This window comes from Maritalea sp. (genome assembly GCF_051251695.1).
In the GTDB taxonomy this organism is placed as follows: domain Bacteria; phylum Pseudomonadota; class Alphaproteobacteria; order Rhizobiales; family Devosiaceae; genus Maritalea.
Genome location: NZ_JBPOEU010000010.1, coordinates 36,908 through 59,298 on the forward strand (window position 1 = coordinate 36,908; position 22,391 = coordinate 59,298).

At 49.5% G+C, this 22,391-nt stretch carries 22 protein-coding genes; 9 read left to right on the top strand and 13 right to left on the bottom strand.

Annotated features, from left to right (window positions below):
* Positions 1-81 precede the first annotated feature (81 nt).
* Positions 82-1,167: a DUF2865 domain-containing protein gene (locus tag ACSHWX_RS07510; RefSeq protein ID WP_435667585.1), complete on the top strand. Its 1,086-nt coding sequence runs from the start codon at positions 82-84 to the stop codon at positions 1,165-1,167.
* On the opposite strand, the gene gltX is transcribed toward ACSHWX_RS07510, so the two are convergent.
* The 4 genes from gltX to ACSHWX_RS07530 form a co-directional block, all read right to left on the bottom strand.
* Positions 1,112-2,443, bottom strand: coding sequence for a glutamate--tRNA ligase (gene gltX, locus ACSHWX_RS07515; protein WP_435667586.1), 1,332 nt, complete (start codon positions 2,441-2,443; stop codon positions 1,112-1,114). The genes ACSHWX_RS07510 and gltX overlap by 56 nt on opposite strands.
* Before the next feature lie 19 nt (positions 2,444-2,462).
* A complete protein-coding gene (locus ACSHWX_RS07520) occupies positions 2,463-4,136 on the bottom strand; it encodes an NAD+ synthase (RefSeq protein ID WP_435667587.1) in 1,674 nt (557 codons plus the stop codon).
* A gap of 133 nt (positions 4,137-4,269) precedes the next feature.
* Positions 4,270-5,340, bottom strand: coding sequence for a hypothetical protein (locus ACSHWX_RS07525; RefSeq protein WP_435667588.1), 1,071 nt, complete (start codon positions 5,338-5,340; stop codon positions 4,270-4,272).
* 162 nt (positions 5,341-5,502) lie between these two features.
* Complete coding sequence (locus tag ACSHWX_RS07530; protein WP_435667589.1) at positions 5,503-6,879, bottom strand: class II 3-deoxy-7-phosphoheptulonate synthase; 1,377 nt, start codon at positions 6,877-6,879, stop codon at positions 5,503-5,505.
* Between the two features lie 196 nt (positions 6,880-7,075).
* Between ACSHWX_RS07530 and ACSHWX_RS07535 the strand changes: the two genes are divergently transcribed.
* Positions 7,076-7,807, top strand: a complete 732-nt coding sequence (locus ACSHWX_RS07535; RefSeq protein WP_435667590.1) for a VIT1/CCC1 transporter family protein — start codon at positions 7,076-7,078, stop codon at positions 7,805-7,807.
* 72 nt (positions 7,808-7,879) lie between these two features.
* Here ACSHWX_RS07535 and gor read toward each other — a convergent pair whose 3' ends face one another.
* The 3 genes from gor to rpiA form a co-directional block, all read right to left on the bottom strand.
* Positions 7,880-9,265, bottom strand: coding sequence for a glutathione-disulfide reductase (gene gor / locus ACSHWX_RS07540; protein WP_435667591.1), 1,386 nt, complete (start codon positions 9,263-9,265; stop codon positions 7,880-7,882).
* Positions 9,266-9,367: 102 nt separating this feature from the next.
* Positions 9,368-9,865: a DUF2059 domain-containing protein gene (locus ACSHWX_RS07545; RefSeq protein WP_435667592.1), complete on the bottom strand. Its 498-nt coding sequence runs from the start codon at positions 9,863-9,865 to the stop codon at positions 9,368-9,370.
* Between the two features lie 14 nt (positions 9,866-9,879).
* Positions 9,880-10,557 (bottom strand): ribose-5-phosphate isomerase RpiA, encoded by a 678-nt coding sequence (rpiA, locus tag ACSHWX_RS07550; protein ID WP_435667682.1) that lies wholly within the window; start codon positions 10,555-10,557, stop codon positions 9,880-9,882.
* Positions 10,558-10,808: 251 nt separating this feature from the next.
* Between rpiA and ACSHWX_RS07555 the strand changes: the two genes are divergently transcribed.
* The gene (locus ACSHWX_RS07555; protein ID WP_435667593.1) at positions 10,809-11,405 is read left to right on the top strand and encodes a L,D-transpeptidase; all 597 of its coding nucleotides are present in this window, start codon (positions 10,809-10,811) and stop codon (positions 11,403-11,405) included.
* A 134-nt stretch (positions 11,406-11,539) separates the two neighbouring features.
* Positions 11,540-12,553 (top strand): GTP 3',8-cyclase MoaA, encoded by a 1,014-nt coding sequence (moaA, locus tag ACSHWX_RS07560; protein WP_435667594.1) that lies wholly within the window; start codon positions 11,540-11,542, stop codon positions 12,551-12,553.
* A 27-nt stretch (positions 12,554-12,580) separates the two neighbouring features.
* Here moaA and ACSHWX_RS07565 read toward each other — a convergent pair whose 3' ends face one another.
* The gene (locus ACSHWX_RS07565; RefSeq protein WP_435667595.1) at positions 12,581-13,057 is read right to left on the bottom strand and encodes an Lrp/AsnC family transcriptional regulator; all 477 of its coding nucleotides are present in this window, start codon (positions 13,055-13,057) and stop codon (positions 12,581-12,583) included.
* Positions 13,058-13,205: 148 nt separating this feature from the next.
* Positions 13,206-13,712, bottom strand: a complete 507-nt coding sequence (locus ACSHWX_RS07570; protein ID WP_435667596.1) for a thermonuclease family protein — start codon at positions 13,710-13,712, stop codon at positions 13,206-13,208.
* A 101-nt stretch (positions 13,713-13,813) separates the two neighbouring features.
* On the opposite strand from ACSHWX_RS07570, the gene ACSHWX_RS07575 reads away from it, so the two are divergent.
* On the top strand, positions 13,814-15,334 hold the full coding sequence (locus ACSHWX_RS07575) for a sensor histidine kinase (RefSeq protein ID WP_435667597.1): 1,521 nt from the start codon (positions 13,814-13,816) through the stop codon (positions 15,332-15,334).
* A 32-nt stretch (positions 15,335-15,366) separates the two neighbouring features.
* Here ACSHWX_RS07575 and cobT read toward each other — a convergent pair whose 3' ends face one another.
* A complete protein-coding gene (cobT, locus tag ACSHWX_RS07580; protein WP_435667598.1) occupies positions 15,367-16,398 on the bottom strand; it encodes a nicotinate-nucleotide--dimethylbenzimidazole phosphoribosyltransferase in 1,032 nt (343 codons plus the stop codon).
* A 24-nt stretch (positions 16,399-16,422) separates the two neighbouring features.
* On the opposite strand from cobT, the gene ACSHWX_RS07585 reads away from it, so the two are divergent.
* Together ACSHWX_RS07585 and ACSHWX_RS07590 are read left to right on the top strand one after the other, a co-directional pair.
* Positions 16,423-17,328: an adenosylcobinamide-GDP ribazoletransferase gene (locus ACSHWX_RS07585; protein WP_435667599.1), complete on the top strand. Its 906-nt coding sequence runs from the start codon at positions 16,423-16,425 to the stop codon at positions 17,326-17,328.
* A 29-nt stretch (positions 17,329-17,357) separates the two neighbouring features.
* On the top strand, positions 17,358-18,044 hold the full coding sequence (locus ACSHWX_RS07590) for a retropepsin-like aspartic protease family protein (RefSeq protein WP_435667600.1): 687 nt from the start codon (positions 17,358-17,360) through the stop codon (positions 18,042-18,044).
* A gap of 10 nt (positions 18,045-18,054) precedes the next feature.
* Here ACSHWX_RS07590 and ACSHWX_RS07595 read toward each other — a convergent pair whose 3' ends face one another.
* The 3 genes from ACSHWX_RS07595 to ACSHWX_RS07605 all read right to left on the bottom strand — a co-directional run bounded on the left by ACSHWX_RS07595 (position 18,055) and on the right by ACSHWX_RS07605 (position 20,203).
* Entirely contained in the window at positions 18,055-18,366 is a 312-nt protein-coding gene (locus ACSHWX_RS07595) for a hypothetical protein (protein ID WP_435667601.1), read from the bottom strand.
* Positions 18,367-18,431: 65 nt separating this feature from the next.
* Positions 18,432-19,436, bottom strand: coding sequence for a tRNA dihydrouridine(20/20a) synthase DusA (gene dusA / locus ACSHWX_RS07600; RefSeq protein WP_435667683.1), 1,005 nt, complete (start codon positions 19,434-19,436; stop codon positions 18,432-18,434).
* Between the two features lie 80 nt (positions 19,437-19,516).
* The gene (locus ACSHWX_RS07605; protein WP_435667602.1) at positions 19,517-20,203 is read right to left on the bottom strand and encodes a gamma-glutamyl-gamma-aminobutyrate hydrolase family protein; all 687 of its coding nucleotides are present in this window, start codon (positions 20,201-20,203) and stop codon (positions 19,517-19,519) included.
* 219 nt (positions 20,204-20,422) lie between these two features.
* On the opposite strand from ACSHWX_RS07605, the gene rimK reads away from it, so the two are divergent.
* Positions 20,423-21,328: a 30S ribosomal protein S6--L-glutamate ligase gene (rimK, locus tag ACSHWX_RS07610; protein WP_435667603.1), complete on the top strand. Its 906-nt coding sequence runs from the start codon at positions 20,423-20,425 to the stop codon at positions 21,326-21,328.
* A complete protein-coding gene (locus ACSHWX_RS07615) occupies positions 21,328-22,380 on the top strand; it encodes a succinylglutamate desuccinylase/aspartoacylase family protein (protein ID WP_435667604.1) in 1,053 nt (350 codons plus the stop codon). The genes rimK and ACSHWX_RS07615 overlap by 1 nt, the downstream gene beginning before the upstream one ends.
* The last annotated feature ends 11 nt before the right edge of the window (positions 22,381-22,391 follow it).

Here is a 22,391-nt window from a genome sequence, read left to right on the forward strand (position 1 = left end):
CCAAGCATATTAAATCTTTGCCTTTAAAATGGCAGATTGATGAGCTAATCCAAAACTATTGTGGGCTAAGTGAGTAAATTCGTGCAACGTTTTTTGGCAGTTATATTTGCCCTTTTTGTTGGTATTGCTACCGCTGCGCCTAGTTTTGCGCAGGCGGACAGCTGTAGTTCGCTGAAACGTAAGATTCGTTCTTACGAACGCAACTCAGATTTTAAGAATGGCCAAGAAAACGACTCAATGGCCAAATCGGCACTCAAAGAAGTCAAAAAGTGGGAAAGCCAGTTTGTGCGTTCCGGCTGTCAAAAAGTGCTGAACGCTGGCGGCAAGCTCAATAACAGTTGTCGTTCAATTGCCCGAAAAATAAAACGGGAACGCAAGGCATACTCAAACGCCGTTGCGCGCGTGAAGAAGGGTAGCCAAGTCGCCAACGCCCGCGAATCTGCGTTGCAACAATATGCTCGGTTCGGCTGTTCATCCCGATCTGGCGCTTCAGTCACCAAACGCGACACTAAACCAGAGCGCAAGACGCTATTTGAGCGGTTGTTTGGCGGCGATGATGACACAATATCTGATGACGATTTTTACTATTCTGCGCGGGAAACTTACCGCACCGTCTGCGTGCGCACATGTGACGGATATTATTGGCCGGTGAGTTTTTCCACGGTGCAGGACCATATCTATAGTGATGCTGGTGCATGTGAATCGTTGGCGACTGGCGAAGGCCAAGTCGACCTATATTATTATAGCAATATAGGCGGCTCACCCGAAGACATGGTCAATTTAAACGGCAGCCCCTACTCCGCCTTGCCAAATGCATTCCGGTATCGGCGCGAGTTTGATGCCACGTGTCGGGTTCGCAAAGCGTCGATTTATGGTGTGATCAATTTTGGATCAGACCAAAATTCGTCAAATGCTGTCATTACTTTTGGAGACATTAGCTTCCCGCTGCCACGTCGTGACCCGAGGCAAGTTTTGCAGGTAGAAGTTGCAGCAGCGAATTTTGTGCCATTGCCGCGTCCCCGCCCAAATCTTGGGGGCGAGAACGTTGTTGCTGTTGTTCAGTCAAGCTCAACTAGGGACCTGCGATTGGTCATTATTGGCGAAAAATCAGTTAGGCTAGTCGGTCCAGACACGCCTTACGCCCCAACAGTGGCAGCAGGGTCTTAAGTTCAGGACCATGCGACTGACCACTCAAAGCCAAGCGAAGGGGCATAAATAGCCCTTTGCCCTTACGGCCAGTTTCTGCTTTCAACTGATCCGTCCACATGCCCCAAGTATTTTCATCCCAAGGCTCTGCTGGCAAATACTCTTTGGCTGCGTCGATAAACTCTCGGTCTTCTTCGGCAACGATTGATTGCACTGGCCCTTGAACGAGTTCTTGCCATTGTTTGATTTCATCAAACTTGGCTAGGTTCTCATGCACCGTATTCCAAAGTGCTTCACCATCTTCAATGCCCAATTCAGCCAAACGATCCTTCACGGCATCAAACGGCATAGCGTGAACCATGCGCGCATTGAACGCATCCAACTCGGACGGGTCAAAACGGGCTGAACTGCGCGACACCATTGAAACATCAAAGCTTTGTGCCAACTCTTCAAGCGATGCGTGGGGGGCAACTGGCTGGCTGGTGCCGGTCAAAATAGCGATCAACGCGACAGCCATCGCTTCATATCCCTCTTCACGCAAATGAGTGATCGACATCGATCCTTTGCGCTTTGAGAAGCCCTCACCGCTTGCATCTGTCAAAAGGTTGTGATGACCAAAACTTGGAACGTTCGCGCCCAAAGTCTCAAACAGTTCGATTTGCGCGCCGGTGTTGGTTACATGGTCTTCGCCACGAATAACGTGGGTGACGCCCATATCAATGTCATCCACGACAGAAGGAAGCGTATAAAGATAACTTCCGTCTTCGCGGATCAATACCGGATCAGACATCGTGTCTGTGTTTACTTTTTGCTCACCGCGCACCACGTCAGAAAACAAAACTTCTTTGCCTTCAAGCTTGAACCGCCAATGGGGCTTGCGCCCTTCGGCTTCAAATTTGGCTTTATCTTCGTCCGTAAGGCTCAGCCCAGCGCGATCATAAATTGGCGGCTTGCCCATCGCCCGCGCACGTTTGCGACGGCGATCAAGCTCATCTGCGGTTTCGTAACACGGATAAAGACGACCATCTGCAATCAGCTTGTCGCGAGCAGCATCATGGGCGCTCTTACGTTCTGATTGACGTTCCAAACGGTGGGGTTTAATGCCCAGCCAAGCCAGATCAACTTCAATGGCATCAGCATATTCTTGTTTTGAACGTTCCAGATCCGTATCATCAAAACGTAGGATGAATTGCCCACCGGTTTTGAGTGCAAACATCCAGTTCATCAAGGCAGGTCGGGCGTTCCCGAGGTGAATATTGCCAGTTGGCGAAGGCGCGAAGCGCACGACTGTGGTCATTGAATTAACTTCCTTGAAATTAGATCGCTCTTGGAATTAGGTCACGATAACCGTTTGTAATTGGGTATTTACGGCCAAAACCAAATGCTTTGGCGGTCAGTTTCGGTCCGGGGGCCGATTGGCGTCGCTTATATTCGGCGATATAGAGCAATTTTTGCAGTTTGGCGACAATTTCTGCGTCAAACCCTTCGGCAATGATTTCCTCAACAGACTCTTCACCTTCAACAAACCGCGCCAAAATAGCGTCGAGCATTGGATAAGGCGGCAAACTGTCTTGGTCCTTCTGGTCCTCGCGCAATTCAGCACTTGGTGCTTTGGTGATGATCGAATTTGGGATCACCTCGCCTTTTGGCCCCAAACAGTCAGACGGCATGTTTTTGTTGCGCCAATCCGCCAGATGATAGACCTGCATTTTATAAAGGTCTTTGATTGGGTTGTAGCCGCCATTCATATCGCCATAAATCGTTGCGTACCCAACGGCCATTTCGGACTTGTTGCCGGTGGTGATCAGCATAGAACCAAGTTTATTGGATACGCCCATCAAATAGGTGCCGCGCATGCGCGACTGTAAGTTCTCTTCTGCCAGTCCGGGCTGCATCCCTTCAAACAAAGGCGCTAGCGCCTCGGTTGCAGCTTCTACCGCATCGCCGATTGAAACAATGTCATAGCGAACGCCCAACCGCTCGGCGCAGTCCTTGGCATCTTTCAAACTATCTTGAGATGTATATCGATAGGGCAACATAATGCAGTGAACGTTTTCTGGCCCCAGCGCATCAACCGCCATTGCCGCAACGATAGCGCTATCAATGCCGCCAGAGAGCCCCAGCACAACCGATTTGAAGTGGTTTTTATGGATGTAATCCCGCAACCCAAGCACACATGCGCGCCAAGGCGCTTCGTCCTCGGACACAAGATCGGAAATTGGTGCGTCATTGCACACCCATTGATCGTCTTCGCGCACCCAATCAGAGATCAACAATTGCTCTTCAAAGCTTTTGCATTGGAATGCGAGGCTTCTGTCAGCGTTGAGACCAAACGAAGCCCCATCAAAAACAAGCTCGTCTTGGCCACCAACTTGATTGAGGTAGAGAAGCGGCAATTGAGTTTCAACAACCCGCTGAACGACTTCATTGATGCGCACATCTTGCTTGTTGCGCCAGTAAGGCGAGCCGTTAGGGCAAAGCAGCATTTCTGCACCCGTTTCAGCTAAGCACTCGCAAACCTCTGGCCACCAGATATCTTCGCAAATTGGCACACCAATTCGAACATCATGAATGTTGAACGGCCCCGGCAGACCACCGGCTTCAAAATAGCGTTTTTCATAAAACACGTCATCATTGGGCAAATCATGCTTTGCACGCCAATCAACAATTTTTCCGTCTTGCGCCAACAGCACCGCATTGAAAAGCTTGTCGCTTTCGCGCCAAACGCAAGGGATCAGCGCCGCGATATGCTCGCCTTCGGTCTTTTCCGCCAATGTACAAGCCGCTTCCATCGCGTCGGCAACAAATTTGGGTTTAAACAGCAAGTCTTCGGGGAAGTATCCGGTGATGTAGAGTTCTGGAAAAAGGATGATATCGGCGTTCGCCGCAATAGCCTCGTCAACCGCCTTCTCCCCTTTGGCCAAGTTGGAAGAAAGGTCGCCAACGGTAGGGTTGAGCTGGGCAAGGGCAATGCGCAAATTGTCAGTCACGAAAGATATCCAAAACCGGTCAAAATCAGCGCTAGATGTAACGATTTACGGCACGATACGCAAGGTGCCACGATGGCATAGAAAAAGCGCACAAAAGATGTTGCGCGCTTTGGAATAAATCAACGATGAAAGACTAAAATTGAACTTTCAATTCAGCAAGCAAGCCATATCTCCAAAGAGAAAGCGCGTCGATCCGTTCCGGTGTCAAATAATACGTACCGCCCGTACTTGGGCCGATGTCGTAAGTCCCATCTGAATTGGTATCAACGGGCTCCGTAACGTCAGCAAGCCCATAAACTAGGTTTCCTTGCCCGCGAAGGTATGTCGCGCGTCCACCGACGCGAAAAGCAACGTTATCGGTCACATTATAGCCAACCATCACGTCTGCTGCTGCGCCCCACGCAGAACCATTAAATTTGGACTCGGTAGCTTTATATGTGGTGTAAGCTCCGCGCTTGATTGCTCCAAAACTGTGCCCACCTAAGACGCCGGTTACCGACGCATAGGGTATTGCTGCGAATTCAGCCGTCAAATCAAATTTTCCTGCAGTTGCTTTAGTTGAGACACCAAGACGCAGCGCATTAATATTCAACGAATGATCAGCATGATCAACTGGTAAGAAATAACTCTTGGTACCAGTTGTCCAAGATATTGATGAGTTGTCTTTGATCGGACTGAAATCTGCTCCGCCAATCGTTGGGGCGTCATTTAGATATTGATATCCAACAAAACCACCAAATGCAGCACCCATATCGTCAGAGCCAAGCTTTACAGGCAAATAACCAAAATCAGCTACCGCATATGCCATTCGACCGAGTGTTGTGTTGCCGCTCGTGACGCCGTTATCGTAGTTCGCGTCTAGATGGATTGAATATCCACCATAGGCGTGTAAATACGTGTCCGTCGCCAAGTCATTCAAACGCAAAAAGACTTCGCCAAACTGTGTGGTGTCGGAAGTGCTGCCACTGGTTGCTGGAACAGTCAGTCCGGAACTGGTGATACCTTGCGTGGATATAGAACTGCCACCGCGCGAGTAGTGATACCGAAGACCCGCTTCAAACTCCATCAAAGGATCAGCTGGAGCGTCCCAATCGTTGTAGCTGCCGCGCATTTCTGTTGGATAATCCAAGTCTGCCGCAAGGGCGGGACTCGCACTTACCAATGCAACCACTGAAACAACAACCCCAAAACCAAAACGCCGCATGGAACCCTCCGAATGCGCAACTAACAAAAGTATTGGCCTTATTTATGGGTGATTAAGGTTAAGACGCCGCTAAAACTCTCTTAAGAAATTGATAATGCAACAAAAAACACCGCCCCTTTTTCAAGAGTCGGTGCTTGAGATTTTAAACTCAGGTTTGGGTTGTTAGATTGCAGCCAAATTGCGTGGACGTACAGGACGTTGATCGCGCATTTCTTCTGCAACTAAAAACGCCAATTCAAGCGCTTGCGACGCATTAAGACGTGGGTCGCAATGGGTGTGATATCGGCTTTCAAGATCTGCTTCGGTAACAGCAGAAACACCGCCCACGCATTCCGTTACGTCCTTACCGGTCATTTCAACATGAACGCCACCTGCATAGGTGCCAAGCTGACGATGAATTTCAAAGAAGCTCTTTACTTCAGACAAGATGAAGTCAAATGGACGCGTTTTATAGCCCGTTGAAGCTTTAACAGTGTTGCCGTGCATTGGATCGCATGACCAAACAACCGTGCGGCCTTCGCTTTTTACCAACTCAATCAAACGCGGTAATTCGTCGTTGATTTTTTCCGCACCAAAACGGGTGATCAACGTCAAACGGCCGGCTTCGTTTTCTGGATTTAATTTGTCCAAAAGTCGTTTCAGGTCGTCATTTGAAAGTGATGGACCACATTTCAATCCAATTGGATTTTTAATGCCGGAGAAAAACTCCACATGCGCTTCATCAACTTGGCGGGTACGATCGCCAATCCAAAGCATATGCCCGGAGGTTGCATACCAATCATTGGTAATTGAATCGCGGCGGGTAAAGGCTTCCTCATACCCCAAAAGCAAAGCTTCGTGGCTGGTGTAGAATTTAGTTTCGCGCAGCTGAGGCGTGTTGTCGCCATTGATGCCGAGCGCTCGCATAAAATCGATTGCATCATCAATTTTTCGTGCCACATTTTCGTATTTATTATACGGGTCAGTGTCCTTGATGAACTCCATGGTCCATTCGTGGGTGCGTTCCAAATTCGCATAACCGCCAGAAGCAAAAGCCCGGATAAGGTTAAGCGACGCTGCTGATTGACGATACGCCATGGTCATGCGGTTGGGGTCAGGCACCCGCGATGTTTCATCAAAGTCGATGCCGTTGATGATGTCGCCACGATAGCTTGGCAGTGTTGTGCCATCTATTGTTTCATTGTCTGATGAGCGCGGCTTGGCGAATTGGCCAGCCACGCGACCAACTTTTACCACGGGCTTCGATCCGCCTGAGGTCAATACAACCGCCATCTGCAAAAACACGCGGAAGAAATCACGAATGTGATCCGCATGATGTTCCGCAAAACTTTCAGCACAATCGCCGCCTTGCAACAAAAATGCTTTGCCGTGCGCTACATCGGCCAATTGCTCTTTGAGCCCGCGCGTTTCGCCTGCAAATACGAGAGGCGGAAATGATGAAAGGCGCTCTTCAACAGCTGCCAGTTCCGCCTTATCTGGATAAGCCGGAACCTGGCGGATGTCTTTCGATCTCCAACTATCAGGTGTCCAGTTACTCATTTTATACTCGCTTTCAGGTTTTCTTCGTTTAATGAACCATAAGGATTTAGCAAACTTTTGCCTCGCAAACCAGCGATGAATGCTAAAAATAATGCGAATTTAGACTAAAGGCGACGTTCCACCACATTCTAACAAAGAATTGTTATGTTATTGTCTGACAAAGGAAAGTTCGCTTCAACAAGTTGGTACAACCTATATGCGCAACCTCAATCACAACCACACACCCGAAGCGATCCGCAAAAGACTGAGTGCTGGCCCGAGCATATCATATTTGCGCGATTGGATTTATGGCGGGATCGATGGCGCTGTAACCACATTCGCAATTGTTGCAGGTGTCGTCGGTGCAGAACTTTCAGCCGGAATTGTACTCATCCTTGGGGTGGCCAACTTGCTGGCTGATGGTTTTTCGATGGCGGCATCCAACTATTCAGGCACAAAGGCTGAAATTGACGACTACAAACGGGTACGCGCCGCTGAAATCCGCCACATAACCGATCACCCAGAAGGCGAACGAGAAGAAATAAGGCAAATATTTGCGTCCAAGGGATTTGCTGATGCGGAATTGGAAGAGATCGTCCACCTCGTCACATCCAACCAAGATATGTGGTTGGAGGTTATGCTAGCCGAAGAATATGGCATAGCCGCTGTTCAAAGATCGCCAGCAAAGGCAGCAATTGCCACCTTCTTGGCATTTCTTGTCTGTGGCGCAGTGCCGCTCATCCCCTACTTACTCGGACTTTCCGCTAGTGCCGTTTTAGCGGCCGCGATGACTGGCGTGGTATTTTTGGCCATAGGCGCGGCCAAATCTATGTGGTCGACTGCCACATGGTATATGAGCGCATTGGAGACGTTTGCCATTGGAATGTCAGCAGCTGGCCTTGCCTATTTGGTTGGGGCAACGTTGAAAGCGTTGGTTGGTATTGGCTAAAGTAAAGAGGATGCGCCACAAATTCTCGACCAACTTGTGGCGCACAAAGTTCTGTAACCTACGGTTCTTGAACTAGTTAGCGCGCTTGCCGTCTACCAACTGATATGTCGGCGCTTTAAGCGTCACCAACTCTTCCGCTGCGGTTGGGTGAACCGCGATTGTGCGGTCAAAGTCTGCTTTTGTTGCCCCCATCGAAACAGCAATCCCCACCATTTGGATCATCTCGCCTGCCGATGGACCCACAATATGCACGCCAAGCACCTTGTCAGTTTCGCCATCCGTGATGAGCTTGAACAACATTTTTTCAGGTCGTGACGTTAGCGTGTTTTGCATGGGGCGGAATGTCGACAAATAAACATTCACTTTTGAGTGTGCTTTGGCTGCTTCGTGTTCCACCATACCCACAGTGCCGATTTCAGGCTCAGAAAATACGGCAGTTGGGATGATCGAGTGATCAACCGCTGTCGGGGTGTCATTATACACTGTTTCCACAAAAGCTGCGCCTTCGCGAATAGCAACGGGTGTCAATGCAGCCCTGTCTGTCACGTCGCCAACGGCATAAATTGAGTGGCAACTGGTTTGTGAATAGGCATCAACATCAATTGCGCCGGACTTGTTCAGCTTCACATCTGCGGTGTCTAAGCCAAGTCCCTCGATATTTGGTACACGGCCCGTTGCAAACATGACTTCGCCAAATTCAACGACTTCGCCTGTATCAAAGCTCACATCGATATTGCCATCAGCACAACGATCCATGCGCTCAATGTTGGCATTAAGTTTGATTTCAACACCACGCGCTTTCATTTGCTCTGCAACGATTTCGCGCACGTCTTCATCAAATCCACGAAGGATTTGATCGCCGCGATAAAGCAAAGTGGTTTCAACGCCTAAGCCAGCAAAGATGCCGGCGAATTCCACCGCAATATAGCCGCCACCATTCACCAGAATTTTCTTAGGCAGTTCTTTAAGGTGAAACGCTTCATTGGACGTTATGCCGAGTTCTGACCCCGGGATGTTTGGAACGAAAGGTCGTCCGCCGGTCGCAACAAGAATTCGATCCGCAGAAAGTTCCTCATTTGCCTTCGCCAATTTTACGCTGTTTGGCCCCGTGACAACGCCGCGGTCGCGAATGATTTCGACATTGGCACCGCCTAAGATATTGCCGTAAATGCCTTCAAGACGATCAATTTCTTTGTCCTTATTGGATAGAAGCGTGGACCAGTTGAATTCTGGTTCACCAAACGACCATCCAAAGCTTTGCGCCACTTCAAACTGTTCAGGGTAACGGCTTGCCAACACAAACAATTTCTTTGGCACACAGCCGCGAATTACACATGTTCCGCCAAGTCTATATTCTTCGATAATGGCAACTTTTGCACCATATGTAGACGCCATACGCGCAGCGCGCACGCCGCCTGAGCCAGCGCCAATCACAACCAAATCATAGTGTCGGGACATGCAAGTTCTCCGGTTTAATTCTCATGTTGGTTTTCGTTGATCACAAAAAAGCCCCGCATACAAGATACGGGGCTTCACGAATTCGGGATGGACTTAAAGAAATTAGAGGTCGAAACCCTTTTCTTTAAGATGCGAGCGCAACCGAACTGCAAATTCGGTCGAAAGATTTTCTTCTGCAACGCGTGCGGCGGTCTGCAGATTTTTATTGATCTCAATGTTACCAGCGAGAATTTTCTTGCCGACGTCTGTTTCATAAAACGCGATGATTTGGGTCAACTCATCCATTGTATAATGAACCGCATAAATCCGCGCGAAGTTGTCGTGTACAAGATTGTCGCCCTGCAAATATTCTTTGGCAACGTCTCGTGCGCCCGCCAAAATATCTTCACCGATTTCTGGGTTTTGCTGCACAAGGTGGTCAACCGACTCTTGTGCTGTTTGCAATATGGTTCGCTGGAAAAGCGCACCAGTGTCCGTCAAAACCACGTATCTTTTCGCTAGCGCTAAATGCTCTGGTGCGATTTCTTGTGCTTGGGCTGCAACAGTCAGCATCATGGCAGTCGCTGCTGCGGCGACTAAGCCAGCTATTCTCTTTATCATTTTCATTTGTTCCCTCATGCCTTGCCATCTAGTGTAACGACGCCATCTGGGCTGGCCAAGTAGGCTTTTTCGCACATATCAATGAATAGCCCATGCTGCACGACACCTGGAATGTCCAGCAACGCTGTCGATAGTGCTTTTGCATCCGAAATGCGGCCAAAAGATGCGTCTAGAATAAAATGTCCACCGTCGGTGACAAACGGTTTGCTCTCACTGTCCATTCTTAATGCGAGGCCACCTTCGGCTTTAAATCGGTCTAAGATGGACTGTACAAGATTTTGCGTTGCGCCTAGGCCAAATTTATTCACTTCGATTGGCAATGGAAACGCGCCCAATGTGGAAACCATTTTAGACGTATCAGCGATGACAATCATTTTGGCGGATGCCGCCGCCACGATCTTTTCGCGCAACAATGCCCCGCCCCCGCCTTTGATCAATTGCCGTGCTTCATCGATTTCATCTGCACCATCAACAGTGACATCAAGCGCGTCGATTTCATCTAAACTTGTTAGTGGAATATTGAGCGATCGCGCTTGCGCGGCGGTGACTTCGGATGTCGGCACACAAAGGCACTCAAAACCATTCGCAACCTCAGCACCCAGAAAATCGACAAAGTGTTTTGCCGTGGAACCGGTGCCCAATCCTATGCGCATTCCTGATTTCACTTCACCCATTGCGGCCTTTGCCGCCATTTTTTTAAGCTCGTCGCTCACGCTATCCCCAGTATATTTTGTGCATAAAGTTGGCTTTTGCACTGCAATAGCAATCAATTGAACGGTTTTAAACAAATTTTATTGCCGAATCTGGCATAAAACTCATATGAGCGATTGTTAAACACGATGTATTAACCATAATATCGCAAATCTAGAATATCAGATTGAACATGAAATATGAGATGGCGGTTGGTCTATCTGTATTTAGGATTATTGAGGAACCTGGGGAAATGAAGAATTTAAAACTCGCATTCGCGGTAATGCTGGTGGCAATGGTTGGGGCGATTGCACCCAACACCGCATTTGCTGACTTTTATTTTGACGGCACGACAAATGAGTGGGTTGATAGCGATGCGCCAAAAGCGTCGTCGGGTCGCCGCGGATCAAAAGTCAAACGCACAGAAGTCGACTACAAAACAAAACTCGCAAAAGGCACGATCATTGTCGAGACATCCGAACGTCGCCTATACTTCGTGTTGGGCAATGGCCGCGCGATGAAGTACGGCGTTGGTGTTGGGCGCGACGGTTTCCGTTGGTCAGGTACTCACCGTGTAACACGCAAGGCTGAATGGCCAGGCTGGACACCTCCTCCTGCAATGCGCAAGCGTGTTCCTGGACTTCCTGCCTATATGCCAGGCGGACCAAAAAATCCACTTGGCGCACGAGCTCTATATATCGGCAGCACAATTTATCGTCTACACGGCACTGCTGAGCCTTGGACAATCGGACAGGCTGTATCATCAGGTTGCATTCGCTTAACCAACAACGATATTGAAGACCTTTATAATCGTGCAAAAGTTGGCTCACGCGTAATCGTACGCCACTAATCGCAAAAGATGTTAGGTGAACGCAGGCCGTTCACTTAATACTCACTTGGAATTGATGGCCGTCCGACGAAAGTTGGGCGGCCTTTTCATTTGCAACGATTGCAAATTTGAAATGGGCTGCATAAGCTCAACCCATGACAAATACACACGCTCTAGCGCGACCGCTAATCGACAATTTTGGACGACACGTTGAGTATCTGCGCATTTCGGTGACGGATCGATGCGATTTCCGGTGTACCTATTGCATGGCGGAAAACATGAGCTTTTTGCCCAAAAGTCAGGTTCTTAGCTTAGAAGAGATTGAGCAATTGGCCCGTGCCTTCGTTGATCGTGGCGTAAAGAAACTTCGCCTCACCGGTGGCGAACCACTGGTGCGACGCGACATCATGACTTTGATCGAACGGTTGGGTGCGTTTTTGGGCGATGGGCTTGAAGAGCTCACTCTGACCACAAATGGTAGCCAATTACGCCGTTATGCCCCTGAACTGGTGCGACATGGCGTGAAACGGATAAACGTATCGCTTGATACGCGGGACGCTGCAAAATTCGCTGCCATCACCCGCTGGGGGCGTCTCAGCCAAGTTTTGGACGGCATTGATGCGGCATTAGAGGCTGGGTTGCACGTCAAGATCAACATGGTCGCCCTTAAGGGCGAAAATGACCACGAGATCATACCGATGATGGAATGGGCGCACCAAAAAGGCATGGACCTGACTTTGATCGAGACCATGCCCATGGGCGCAGTGGACATTGAACGCGCTGACCAATATCTGCCCCTATCCAAAGTGCGCGAAAATCTGGCCAAACGGTTCACGCTGTCTGATGACCCGTTAAAAACCGGCGGTCCAGCTCGATATTTACGTGTTGAGGAAACCGGCGGACGCTTAGGGCTTATTACGCCCCTTACCCACAATTTTTGCGAGACTTGCAATCGCGTGCGCATGACCGCCACTGGCGATCTCTATTTATGCCTTGGTCAGGATCATAAGGTGAGCTTGCGCGATCCGTTGCGTGAAGAAGGCATAGAGGCGATTGATAAATTGCTCGACCACGCCATGGACATTAAGCCAAAGGGTCACGATTTTGAGATCGACCGGCAAAAGCCACAGGTCAATGTGTCACGTCATATGTCAGTGACAGGCGGCTAAAGTTTTGTCGCTGGGGTGACATTCACCCTATTTCTTTGTGTCTGTAACAAAATCAAGCGGCAAAGCTGTTGTGTATTTAATGCGCTCCATCGCAAAAGATGAGCTGACATCGCTCATCGACATTTCTGCGATGAGTTTTTGATAAAAGCGATCATAGTGGGCGATGTCTGGCACGACAACGCGTAAGACGTAATCTACGTCACCACTCATGCGATAGAATTCAACAACCTCATCATGGGCTTCAACAACGGCGGCGAATTTTTTCAACCAATCGTCATGGTGTTGGTTGGTGCGCACAGAAACAAAAACTGTAACACCCGCATTTACTTTTTCTGGATCAAGAATAGCGACGCGTCGTTTGATTACGCCATCTTCTTCCATTTTTTGGATGCGCCGCCAACATGGTGTTGTGGACAGCCCAACCTTTTTGCCGATTTCAGCCACCGGCGTGGTGGCGTCTTTTTGCAGAAGGGTCAGGATTTTACGGTCGATCTTGTCTAACATTTTTCACACCAAATTGGGAAATAATACCAATATTTGACATAGTGTTAGCTTGAAACAGAAACAATGGCAACGTTTTGGGCGTTTCACGCAAATTCATTTTAGTCGAACATAAATAGTCAACCCAACGTCAGCTGTCTCTTCGTATCTCTTATCTTGCTTTGTTTCTCCAGCTTTGAGGGGTTTCAAACTCTCCCCGCCAAAGGCCTGATGAATTGCGCCGCGCAAGTGCCTCATCAAACTTGTAGTCGCCATAGCTGATGGCCCAACCATTGGTGACCATCCATTTGCCGATGTCTTTTTCCGACAAATAACAAACCGCCAGCAACCTACGATATTTGTCCTCACCTTCGGATTTACACACCAAGACTTGCCCACCGATAAGCTGGATGAGTGCCGATTTTGCCTTAACACCACATCGCCATACACTATTTTTTTCATCACATTTTTGATCAAGTTCAGGCGCATCAATCCCCTTAAGCCTAATTCTAAGCCCGTTGATAACCAAACTATCGCCATCAGAAACACTTGCTACGCCTTTGATTTCAGTGATTTTTTGCCGATCTAGAACAACAACCATCCATATGAGCGCAGCCCCCATGGTGACAGCTATAACCAGTTTGAAGACGACTGAGATCATTTTGATGAATTTACGCAAGCGGATTGTGTCCGTAACGGGAGATTAACCAACATTGGCTACTCTGGTTTGATAACAGTAAACTGCGCTTAGCGCTGGACTATTTGTGAGTATTGCGTTTCATGTCCACAACTTCACAGCCAGATCTGGAAGTTTCCGCACGTCCTAGTATGCCGCGTTCGCGCCAGCGTACGGTGAGTGACGCGCGTCAACGGCTGACTTCTAGCTCCGGCACAAAAGCCTCGTACGATTTCGAACTGCTCAGCGAATATGCCAACACGCGCAACTCCGGCAAGATCGCGATGCCTGTTGTTGTGATTGCATTGTCATTGCTGGCGCTGATCTGGGTTCCACCCTTTGCTGTCGGAATTTGGGCAGGCTCCGTGATCCTTACCCATTTTGGCGTGGTCCTCACATGTCGACAATTCCTCAATTCGCCAAAAGTTGAATTTGAAGCGCGCCGTCACACCACAACATTCATCGTTGCTGAAACGATTTACGGTTTGGCATGGTCGAGCCTTGCGCTGTTCGCCTTTGCCGAAGCAGGTCAAGATGTCCTCGTTATCCAGTGGGCCATGTTGATGGTGGGCATTGCTGCCAACGCGATTTCAAGCCGTGCGATCCCTTCTGCTACATTGGCAAACTCCGCGCCCGCTGTTTTGACGGTTGGAACAACGCTTGTTCTTTCCCAAGGCATGCTGAGCTACGCTTTGGCGTTGTTGGCAATTGGTGGCGGGGTGTTCTTTAATTTCCTATCCCGAACTCTTCATCGCTCTGCCCTTAAAACCATCGAACACCGTGCCGAAAAAGACTCGCTAATCTATGAGCTTGAAGAAGCGAAATTGATGTCTGATGAGGCCCGGCGCGAAGCTGAGCAAGCAAACATTGCCAAGTCTCGGTTCCTGGCGACAATGAGCCACGAATTGCGCACGCCGCTGAACGCCATTATCGGGTTTTCTGAAGTGATGAAGTCCGAACTCCTGGGCCCAATGGAACACCCACAATATAAAGATTATTCGGGTGATATTCACGCGTCCGGCGAACATCTATTGAACCTTATCAATGAGTTACTTGATCTTTCTCGTATCGAAGCCGGTAAATATGATTTGAGCGAAGAAGCCATTTCACTGGTCGATATCGGCGAGGATTGCCGTCGTATGCTAGAAATTCGCGCCCGTGCGAAAAGCATCGAGCTTGTTGCTGAATTTGACGAAGCAATGCCCAAACTTTGGGGTGATGAGCGCGCTGTTCGTCAAGTCTGCCTCAACCTACTTTCCAACGCCATCAAATTTACGCCTCAGAGTGGACGCATCACCTTCAAAATTGGTGAAGGTGACGGCGGCACGCAGATTATGTCTGTTCGTGACAATGGACCCGGCATTCCTGAAAATGAGATTGCAACTGTGCTTTCTTCATTCGGTCAGGGTTCTCTAGCTGCAAAAACGGCAGAACAAGGCGCTGGCTTGGGCCTACCCATCGTTCAAAAAATCATGGAGCTGCATCAGGGGCGGTTTGATCTGTTCTCCAAATTGCGCTTCGGAACTGAAGCCATTGCCAGCTTCCCCAAATCCAGGGTGCTGAATGCAATGGCCCCTGTGAAAGAACGTCCAAAGCTCAAGATATACAAAACGGCCAAGGGCTAGTCAGCCCAAGGCTAGTCAACCAAACTCTAGTTTTAGTTCTTCATCTGACCTGCAACTGCAGCTTCTTCAAACGTCGCCATATTCTGATGAACATGTAGTGCTGTTTTCACAATTGATGCGGCAAGCGCTGCGCCTGATCCCTCACCCAAACGCATACCCAAATCAAACAATGGCTTCTTGCCCATCTTTTGCAGCACGTCGCTATGCGCTGCTTCAGCTGATTGATGTGCAAATAGACAATGATCAAGCGCCATTGGGTTGGCTGCGTAAACCACTGCAGCGGCGGCAGTGGCAACAAAGCCATCAACGATCACAGGGATTTTATTGTGGCGTGCAGCGATGATCGCGCCAGCCATGGCCGCGATTTCTCGGCCACCAACACGCGCTAGCGCATCAAACGGTGTTTTCATGTGTTCTGCATGTAGCGCCAGGCCGCGATCAACGGCAGATACTTTTCTGCTCAGGCCTTCATCATCAACACCCGTGCCCCGGCCAACCCAATCGGTGCCAGTACCGCCAAATAAAGCGGCGTAGATTGCAGCTGCTGAGGTTGTGTTGCCAATGCCCATTTCACCAATGCAAAGCAAGTCTGGTTTGCCAGCAATGGCTTCCATGCCGTAGGCAACCGTTGCCGCACATGTTTTGTCGTCCATTGCCGCTGCTTGGGTGAAATCCTCTGTCGGCAACTCAAGCGCCAACTCAAAAACCCGTAAGTTCAGTTCATTTAGCGCGCAAATTTGTGAAATCGCCGCGCCGCCATTGGTAAAGTTCGCGACCATTTGCGTTGTCACTTCTGGTGGAAATGCAGAAACGCCTTGTTTGGTCACCCCATGATTGCCAGCAAAAATGGCCACCATTGGATTGTTTAACGTCGGCTCGCCTTTTTCCTGCCAGCGCGCCAAATGCTCCACCATCTTTTCCAATTCGCCAAGCGATCCGGCTGGCTTGGTCAATTGCGCATCACGCGCGCGCACCGTTTCAACGGCTTGCTCACTTCCGTGCGGCAATAAAGACAATAGTTCTTCAAAATCAGCGAAAGGGCTTTTTTCAGCGTTGGTGGTCATGCTATCGACTCTTGGATCAAGTAAATGGGGCGTTCTTCTTACCCCACTGACGAGGAATTGCAATTGACCAAGCCTGCAAACTCAAAGAAGCCCGCAAAAACAACGGCGCAGTCCCCAACCAATGATAATAGTGACGATGGCACGCTTCCGCCAAAACGGGCCAACATGGTCGAAGCGATCATTATGGGTCTCAGGTTTTACTCTCGCTTGCCGACAGGAAATCAAAATCACCATGAGTTTAATTTCGCAGCAATGGTCCGCCCTCTCGCGCTGCCAAGTCTAATCATTGGCGTTGGCCCAGCGTTTATATTGCTGATGCTTACGGTCTTTGGCGCATCGCCTTTATTCGCTGCAGCGGTCGCCGTTGCCCTTTCTGCGATTATAACCGGGGCCATGGCTGAGGATGCATTTGCTGACGCAATGGACGGCTTGTTCGGTGGCCAAACAATCGAACAAAAACTGGAAATTATGCATGATAGTCGCCATGGCACCTACGGCACGCTGGGTATCGTCATCCCTTTCGTGTTGCGCATGATTTGCCTTGGAACACTTGTTGCTGTCGCGCCTATTGCTGGTGTCGCCATTTGGCTGGCAAGTGGTGTGCTCGCCCGCTCCGGCGCAACATGGATTGCCCAACAACTTCCCCCTGCCCGTGCCGATGGCCTTTCGGCAAATGCTGGCATTTTACCGGCGCGTGCATGCTATTTCGGCATTGCCCTATCCATTGCAGTTTCATTCGCGTTGATGGTGCCATTTGTGGGTCTGGGACGCTGGATCATCGCGCTGCTTGTATCAGCGATCGTATTGGTTTTATGGCGTCAAATGTTGGTGCGACTAATCGGTGGACAAACCGGTGACACAATTGGCGCAGCGCAGCTGATACTTGAAATTGCCATATTGTCTTCCTTTATATTTGGTATGGGGCTTTAACCGCGCGCTTTTGCGCTAAAGGAAACAATATGCTTTTTATTGGCATGGCACTGATTGTGTCTGTTGCCCTCGCCTTCCTCATTTCGGCTGATGTGGGCACTTTGATTGGGCTGGAACAGGAACAATTCGGCCAACTGGTCATTTTGATCGCCGTACTTGTGGTGGTTGCTGGCGGCAGTTTTGGTCGCCGTATCCGCTTAAACGAGATGCTTTCTGGCGCAGTGTTATGGGTCGGCATTTTCGCGCTTGCGATCTTTGGCTACAGTTTTCGCACAGAACTTGAACAATATGGCTCGCGCTTCCTCTCAGAACTAAATCCGGGTTCAGCCTATGTCAGCGAAAGTGGCGATGCTGTCAGATTTCGTCGTTCGATGGGTGGATCATTTCTTGTTGCGGCAGATGTAAACGGCAATGAGATCAAATTCATCTTCGATACAGGCGCGACCGCTGTTGTTTTAACCGTCGATGATGCACGTCGCGCAGGGATCGACATTAAAAAGCTGCGCTACACCGTTCCCGTCAGCACAGCCAATGGTGAAGCAAAGGCCGCCTTCACCAGATTAGAAAATGTCAAAATCGGTAGTATCGAACGGCGCAACATTGACGCGCTCGTGGCAGAGAAAGGTCAGTTGGAAACGAGCTTGCTTGGCATGAGTTTCTTGGAAACGTTGGCGTCATATACCGTGTCGCAAGACGCACTTGAACTGCGTAATTAGCGCTTAGCCGTTAAGCCTTGCTCAGCACATAGATCCTGGCAGCATCTGCAAGTCCGGCCCATTGATCATGCGCTTCGAATGGCACTTGCACCCATTCCTTCATGGGGCGACCTTTCCCGGACGGGTCAAATAAAGTCGCGCCTTCAATTTCTAGCGCGGCGCTGTGGTGTTCGCCTGTAAGTTTGAACACCATGCAATCTTGGAAAAAACTAGTGAATGCCTTGCCGCCAACTTTGAAACATTTTTTGCCAAACATTTGCGATGCCTCAGCATCCATAAATGTTTCGCCAACGGCATAAAAGCTTGTTTCTGGATCAGACATTTGAGCACCTAAATGTTATTGCACGAAGACTGGATTATAGAACACTTATCCGAATATCGCGAACTCTAGCTGGCCTGCGCCATTGTCTCGCCTTGGCGTAAAATCTCGAAAGCCTCAGCAATAAGGTGCGGCGATGCGCCCGGCTTCACGGTCTCGACCGTAAGCAATTGCCGATAACGACGTGCGCCCGGCTTGCCATATCCAAGGCCAAGCATGTGGCGGACAATCTGATTCAGCTTTGAGCCTTTAGTCATTTGAATTTCAGCATAATTCATCATCACTTCACATAGTGATTCAAGTGAAATCGGCTCCTGATCATCACCATAAAACCGAGCATCAACATCGCGCAACAGCCCCGGATTGTGATAAGCGGCACGGCCAAGCATCACACCATCGACATGTTCAAGATGGGTTTTGCACTGCTCAATCGTTTCAATGCCGCCATTGATCAGAATGGGCAGATCGCCAACATGTTTCTTCAACCGATAGACCCGGTCATAATCAAGCGGTGGGACTTCACGGTTTTCTTTTGGCGAAAGACCCTTAAGCCAGGCTTTACGCGCATGAACATATAGCGCATCGACTTTAGCTTCCAGCATGTGATCGACAAAATGCCGGAGGTCCGTTTCGCTGTCTTGATCATCGATGCCGATACGGCATTTGACGGTGATTGGCTTATCTGTTGCATCGCGCATTGCGCGAACACAGTCCGCCACCAATTCAGGTTCCGCCATCAAACATGCACCAAAACGCCCAGACTGCACGCGATCTGATGGGCAACCAACATTCAGATTGATCTCATCATATCCGAACTTGGCACATAAAGCTGTTGCAGCAGCCAGTTCCTGCGGGTCCGACCCACCCAGCTGCGCCGCAATCGGGTGTTCAACCTCATCATTATAGTTGAGCAACCAATCCGCACCACCCCGAATAAGCGCTGCACTGGTTACCATTTCTGTAAACAACAGCGCATGGCGCGACAAATGCCGGTGGAAAAACCGACAATGACGATCTGTCCAATCCATCATCGGGGCCACGGAGAATATGCGGGTTTCTGGTTTCACGTTCAGCTCATTTTCTTAGTCTAAGAGGCAACCAGCGGCGTTATAAAGCAATTGGCATAAATTGCCAGCCCGTCTCAAATAAGCAGTCAACGACAGATGTCCACAAAGGCACTGAATATCTGATCGCCGGGGTGGTCGGTATCAGCAAGTCGTTCTGGATGCCACTGAATACCCAGGGCAAACCTAAATGCCGGCAACTCAATCGCCTCAATAATCCCATCAGGGGATTTTGCACACATTACGATTTGCTCGGAAAGCTCAACAAGCGCTTCACGATGAAATGTATTCACTTCCATCTCATCAACACCAACAATATTGTGCAACATTGTATTGGCCTCAACCGCGACCTTATGCGTCCGCCCTGCTTCATCATGCGGCCCAGCACCATCAATCGTCGTGCGCAAGTCCGGTGTCATTTTCGCGCCATGCAAGCAACCCAATAGCTGCATACCAGCGCAAATGCCCAACACCGGCTTATCCTCAGCCAGAAACCTATTGATCAACTTCGTCTCAATCGCCAAACGATCAGAAACTGGAGAATGCGATTTCAGATCACCAACATAGAACGCATCCGGATAAGCAAACCGCCCGCCGGGGCAAAGTAACCCATCCGACATGGATATTATTTCATCCAAAACATCACGTTCGTACGGCATCCCCATCGGCAGTCCACCAGCATCGACGATAGCGCGAAAATACCCTTTTCCCATGGCATATTGATTGCCACCATCATTTGTATTTTCATCCATTAGAACTGCGATCTTAGGTTTCATTTTTGCAATCATTCAACCCATTCGATTCTATCTTGGGCACTATTATAGCAGCAGTGCAGTTTCGGCATATCTGTTCATCCAAAAGTACGTGGCAATTCTACTTATTTCGCTTGCACTATTGCGCAATGGGGATAAAGAGCGAATTATTGAGTTTGTGAAATTCATGAGCCGATTTGCATTTTCGCAACTGGCTCAAATCCACAAAAGGGGATGACAGAGATGAAAATAGCAATGCTGGCGCGTAACGCCAATTTATATTCGCACAAGCGTTTAAAAGAAGCAGCCGAAGAGCGGGGTCATGAGTTGGATATCATCAATACATTGCGCTGCTATATGAACATCGCTTCTCGTCGACCTGAGGTTTATTACAACGGTGACAAACTGCAGGGCTATGACGCTGTTATCCCGCGTATTGGTACTTCAATCACCTTCTACGGGCTTGCGGTTTTGCGTCAGTTCGAGATGATGGGCGTTTACCCGCTTAATGAAAGTGTTGGTATTGGCCGATCACGCGACAAGCTTCGCTCTATGCAATTGTTGGCGCGCGATGGTGTTGGTCTTCCAAACACTACATTTGCGCACGATCCGAAACAAACTGAAGAAGTGATCAAACTGGCCGGTGGCGCACCATTGGTGATCAAGTTGCTTGAGGGCACTCAAGGTGTTGGCGTTATGCTTACAGATACCGATAATTCTTCAAAATCGGTAATCGAAGCCTTCCGTGGCGCGCAAGTGAACATTTTGGTCCAACAATTCATCAAAGAAGCTGGTGGGTCTGACATTCGAGCGTTTGTGATTGGCGGTAAAGTTGTTGCTGCAATGCTGCGTACTGGCGCCGAGGGGGACTTCCGGTCCAACTTGCACCGTGGTGGTTCAGCAAAATCAATCAAAATTACGCCAGAGGAACGCGCGACTGCAGTGCAAGCCGCCAAATCTATGGGGCTTAATGTTTGTGGTGTGGATATGCTGCGTTCTTCAACCGGTCCTGTGGTGATGGAAGTCAACTCCTCTCCCGGACTTGAAGGCATTGAAAACGCCACCGGGATCGACATTGCCGGCAAAACCATCGAGTTTTTGGAAAAAAATGCGAAACCAAACAAAACCCGTACACGAGGTAAAGGCTAATGCCTAAGCGCGCGCCTTTTCAGTTGGGAACACATGCAATTGAGGCTGGTAGCCGCGAAACGGTAGACTTACCCGTTAGCGTTCTTTCGGACCACACGCCCGTCACCTTGTCGGTGCATGTGGTTCATGGCCGCCTGCCCGGTCCAACGCTTTTTGTTTCGGCTGCGGTACATGGTGATGAAGTGATTGGCGTAGAGATTGTGCGGCGCTTGCTCAACAGCAAAAAGCTGTCTGGTTTGCGTGGCACTTTATTGGCCATTCCCATTGTGAATTCGTTCGGGTTTATGAACCATTCTCGGTATCTGCCGGATCGGCGCGACCTCAATCGCACCTTTCCAGGTAGCGCCCAGGGCTCATTGGCTGGACGGTTGGCGTATATTTTTACCCAGGAAATTCTCAAAAAATCTGACTATGGCATCGATCTGCACTCGGCAGCGGTAAACCGGGCAAACCTGCCACAGGCACGCGTTTCACATAAGTCCGACAAAGCGAAAGAGTTAGCGCAGGCATTTGGTGCTCCTGTCACCCTCCTCTCACCACTTCGCGAGGGATCGATGCGCCAAGTGGCTGATGGGCTTGAAACGCCTATGGTGCTTTACGAAGCAGGCGAAGGCTTACGGTTTGACGAACATGCTGCAAAAGTTGGCGTTACTGGCATTTTGCGGGTGATGAGCCATTTGGGTATGCTGAGCGCAAAATCTGTGAAACGGCCGAAGGTAAAGCCGCTTCTCTCCTCATCCAGTTATTGGGAGCGAGCTGCGGCTGGCGGGATCATGCGTACATTCAAAGGGAATGGCGAGATCGTACAAGAGGGCAGTTTGTTGGGCATCATTTCTGATCCTTTTGGCGAAAAGGAAGTGGAAATAAAAGCGTCATATCCCGGTCTAATTGTCGGGCGAACCAACTTGCCAGTGGTAAATGAAGGCGACGGATTGTTCCATATCGCCAAGATAACACACTCTGACGAATTGGCCGAAGTCGCTCTGGGCCACTTGCATTCGCAAATGGAAACAGAAGCCGAAGCGCTATTCGACGAAGACGAAATTATTTAGCGTCACGGGAT